Raw genomic sequence first — 4,394 nt, forward strand, 5'->3', positions numbered from 1 at the left:
TGGTCCTCCCACTCGGGCGGGAACAGCGCGACCTCGTCCACCGCCCAGTCCTTGATCCGACGACCGACCTCCGCCACCCGCACCTCGTCCGGCTCACCCACCGGGTGGTAGTACAAGCCCGGAATCTCCCGGGACGGCATCGATGGTTGCGCGCGCTGCGCCAGGTACAGGTCCGCCGTACCCAGGCCGCTCGGACCGCGCAACACCCGCCCCCACACGTTGTGCCCGATGCCCCCGGCCCCGTCGGCCGGCGCCGCTTCGTCCTCGCGGTAACCATCGGCTTCGGGAGGGGCGGAGCGCGTGGTGGGCACTGCCACGGCCTTGAGGCCCGGTGTCGACACCGAGTGGAGAGAGTGTTCGAGCATCCATGTCTCCTTGGGTGGGTGCGGGTGTGGATGTGGGTGGCTTGTGGCGCAGGATTCCCGTAATACGTTCGACCGAGGCAAGAATGGAGTCGGGTTCTATATGGTGATGTCGGAGTCGCCACGGTCGTCGGCAGGCTTCTTGTATTGTTTTCGACGACGACAGACCACACGCACGTCGCGGTATGAAGAAAATCAAGGATGATTGGCGGGCTTCCTTTCGCGTACGAGAATAGGTTAGGACGACTCGCCGATTCGACGCGGGCGAGAGATTGCCATTCGATATAGTGATTCTTCCTGTCACTCATTTGCCGCAGGCCCGCTGTCGCCGACCTGCACGGCGCGACGCTGCCCCGCCGACGAGCTTGGCGAACACCCGAGACAACCGCGCGCCTCCCTGATTCGGGCCGACGCGAAAATCACGGCTTTACCATCGCGCCGCCCTGTCCCGGCGATCCGGAATTGCCTTGCCCCTTCGGGTTGCACGCATCATTCACCCTTTCGTGTAGTAGCCGATTCGCCTTGGTTGTTGTCAGGCTATTCCTGTTTGCTCAGAGCTCGCGAGGAAGGTTCCTTCATGTCGGTCGACGCAAGTCCGCAGCCACCGGTGGATCTGGAACGGGAACGACAAAGCCTTGATACCGCAGCCGCGCGGAATCTGGCCACGACCACCAAATCCGTCCCGCAGATGCAGGAGATCAGCTCCCGCTGGCTGCTGCGGATGTTGCCGTGGGTGCAGGTACACAGCGGTACGTACCGAGTGAACCGGCGGCTGAGCTACGCGGTGGGCGACGGGCGGGTCACCTTTGTACAGACCGCGGGCAGGGTCGAGGTGATCCCGGCCGAGTTGGGAGAGCTGCCGGCGCTGCGCGACTATCACGACCAGGCCGTGTTGACGGAGCTGGCCCGTCGGTGTGAGCAGCACGAATACCCGGTGGGTGCGGTGCTGGCCGAGTTCGGTTCGGCCGTCGATCGGGTGTTCCTGATCGCGCACGGGCGTGTCGAGAAGGTGGGTACGGGGCCGTACGGTGATGAACGGGTTGTGGAAGTACTGGCCGACGGCGGGTACTTCGGCGACTCCAGTCTGACCGCGGCGGAGCCGATCTGGGAGACCACGTTCCGGGCGAGCACGGCCTGCACGGTGCTGGAGCTGACCCGCGCCGACGTGGACAACCTCGCGGAACGGGCCGAATCGCTGCGCGCCCACCTCGACGACGTGGCGCAGGTCCCGGAACAGCGGACCAACAAGTACGGCGAGGCGGCGATCGACATGGTCGCCGGCCACGTCGGCGAAGCGGTCATCCCGCACACGTTCGTGGACTACGAGTTGGCGCCGCGCGAGTACGAACTCTCCGTGGCCCAGACCGTGCTCAAGGTTCACACCCGGGTCGCGGACCTCTACAACGAGCCGATGAACCAGACGGAACAGCAGTTGCGCCTGACCGTGGAGGCGCTGCGCGAGCGCCAGGAGTACGAGCTGGTCAACAACAGCGAGTTCGGGCTGCTCGCCAACTGCGACCACTCGCAGCGCATCCAGCCCCACGACGGCGTCCCCGGTCCCGACGACATGGACGAACTGCTCTCCCGCCGCCGCGGCAACAAGTTCTTCCTCGCGCACCCCAAGGCGATCGCCGCCTTCGGACGCGAGTGCAACCGGCGCGGCCTGGTCCCGGACACGATCGACTTCAACGGGCACCGGATTCCGGCCTGGCGCGGTGTTCCCATCTTCCCGTGCGGCAAGATCCCGCTCACCGAGCAGCGCACGACGTCGATCATGTGCATGCGCACCGGCGAGGACAACCAGGGCGTCGTCGGCCTGCGGCAGGACGGCATCCCCGACGAGATCGAACCCAGCCTGTCGGTGCGCTTCATGGGCATCAACGAGCAGGCGATCATCTCGTACCTGGTCACCGCCTACTACTCGGCGGCGATCCTCGTCCCGGACGCGCTCGGCATCCTGGAGAACGTCGAAGTCAGTCGCCGATACTGACCCGGCGTACGAACCACGCCCGGTGTCCGTCCCGGTGGGGCGGTCCCATCGGTTCTGCCGGTGCGTATGTCGATGCGCACCGGCGGAGCCCGCCGTCCGGAAGCGGCCCGACCACGCGGCCGACTCAGTCGCCGAGATGGAGCCAGGGGAAGAGGTCCTCGAACGGCTGGGTGGACACCGACACGCGTCGAGCGAACGGACTGTCGAAGTCCCAGATCATGAACAGCAGGAACGCGATCAGCGCGCTGAAGCAGAGCGCCAGGATCAACTCCCTCCATGTGCGCCGGATCTGGAGCGCGAACAACATGCCGACGGTCACCACCGCACCGCCGAGCAAGCCGAGCCAGACCACCCCGGGCATCGTCGACCCGGCGTTTTGTCCGCGCGAGTTGCGGGCCTCGGAAACCTGGTCGATCCGGTCCAGGATCGGCTGGTAGGCCTGCGACTCCAGGTCGGAGTCGGCCGGTCGGGTGGCGACATCGTTCCGGAGCTTCTCAAGGAGCCGGTCGCCGTTGTCGCTGAGCGCACCGTTGTTCTTCATGTATTCCCACTCGGTGTTCACCACGTACGAGACGTAGGCGTCCACGTCGGCCCGGACCTGGTTTCGGAACTCCACCGGGTACGCCACCGCCCGATCGCTCACCTCGCGCAACGACTGTGCCTCGTGGAACAGATCGTCCTGCGCGGCACCGCGCGCTTCCCAGACACCCGCGATGGCCAAGCCGAGGACGATCGCGTAGACCACCCCGATCATCATCGTGATGTATTCGATGACGTCCGGGGTCTCGTCGGTGCTTTCCTTGATCGGCCGGACCTGCCTCAGCACCACCACCGCCACCACGACGGCACAGGCCGACGCCGCGGCGACAATCAACGCCACCCGCTCGGACATCGGAACTCCCTTCTCTGGCTTGGCTTGTGACGGGACGGAAAGGTCGGGGGGCGAACCCCGGGCCGGTCCGGGCCGGGGTGCCCGGTTGCTCCGCCCGGGTGGGGACCTCCCGCCGCCCCGCCGGGAATCGGTCGGCGGACCGTCGGAAGTCGATCAGGACGAATCCGGGCGACGGCCGCGTCGTCGGTCACGACGGCCCGGTCGCATGACCGCCGCCGCGATCACGGCGGGGACCATGATCAGCAGCATCGTGGTGGTCAACGAGAAGCCGTGGTGGTGCCGGAGCTTGGGTACGGGCTTCGCTGCCCGGGGAGGAAACGTCGGTCGCGCCGACCGGGTCGGAGGAGCGGGGCTGGGGGAGGCTGCGGGACGGGATGTCGCGGGGCTGGGTGGGGCGGCGGGAATGGGAGCGGCCGAGTTGAGGATGGCCGGGAGCTGGGCCACGGGCGCGGGAGCCGCCGAGGCTGGGGCTGCCGGTGCGGGCGCGGGCTGTGCGGGTGCGGGTGCGGGTGGCGTGGTGAGTGTGGGTGACACGTGCGTTGGGGTGGGAGCCGGTGCCGGGCCCGGGGACGGCGTGGTCGGTGACGGCGGTGTAGGCGACGGCGTCGGCCGCGGGGACGGCACGGCCTGCGAGGGCGTGGGGTTCGGGCTCGGAATCGGCGTGGGTGTGGGCGTGGGGGCGGGCGTCGACGTCGGCCCCGGAGACACGGTGGTCGATGACGGCGTCGGGGTGGAAACCGAAGTCGGGCTCGGCGTCGGACCCGGGAAAGGCACACTCGGTGACGCCGTCGACGTGAGATCCGGGCTCGGGGTCGGGATGGGTGTGGCGGTCGCCGTCGGGCCCGGTGACGGCACGCTCACGGTCGGACTCGGCACCGGCGTGGGAGTCGCCGTCTGTACGGGAGTGGGCGACGCCGAAGGCGCACCCGTGGGAACGGACGTCGGCCCCGGAGAGGGCACGGTCGGTGACGCCGTCGACGTGGGACCCGGGCTCGGGGACGGGGTGGGCGTGGAGGCCGCCGGTGTGGGGCTCGGCGTCGGCGTAGCACCGGGGGCAGGGACGGTGGGCGACGGCGTCGAGGTGGGAGTCGACGTGGGGCTCGAAATCGGTGTGGGGTTCGCCGTCGGGCTCGGAGTCGCGGTCACACTC

Annotated in this window: 2 protein-coding genes and 2 pseudogenes; 2 read left to right on the forward strand and 2 right to left on the reverse strand. The window is 68.3% G+C overall.

Going from position 1 to position 4,394, the window contains the following annotated elements; translation table 11 throughout:
• Positions 1 to 365 (reverse strand): annotated as a pseudogene (locus ACFXKZ_RS52270) (2-methylisoborneol synthase); the annotation flags it as partial.
• Between the two features lie 574 nt (positions 366 to 939).
• Between ACFXKZ_RS52270 and ACFXKZ_RS52275 the strand changes: the two are divergent.
• Complete coding sequence (locus ACFXKZ_RS52275) at positions 940 to 2,352, forward strand: family 2B encapsulin nanocompartment shell protein (RefSeq protein ID WP_380015613.1); 1,413 nt, start codon at positions 940 to 942, stop codon at positions 2,350 to 2,352.
• 124 nt (positions 2,353 to 2,476) lie between these two features.
• Here ACFXKZ_RS52275 and ACFXKZ_RS52280 read toward each other — a convergent pair whose 3' ends face one another.
• Positions 2,477 to 3,244 carry a hypothetical protein gene (locus ACFXKZ_RS52280; protein ID WP_380015616.1) on the reverse strand — a complete coding sequence of 256 codons (768 nt, stop codon included), beginning with the start codon at positions 3,242 to 3,244 and terminating at the stop codon, positions 2,477 to 2,479.
• A gap of 235 nt (positions 3,245 to 3,479) precedes the next feature.
• On the opposite strand from ACFXKZ_RS52280, the pseudogene ACFXKZ_RS52285 reads away from it, so the two are divergent.
• Positions 3,480 to 4,394 (forward strand): annotated as a pseudogene (locus tag ACFXKZ_RS52285) (hypothetical protein); the annotation flags it as partial.

Source organism: Embleya sp. NPDC059237 (assembly GCF_042754105.1).
Lineage (GTDB): Bacteria > Actinomycetota > Actinomycetes > Streptomycetales > Streptomycetaceae > Embleya.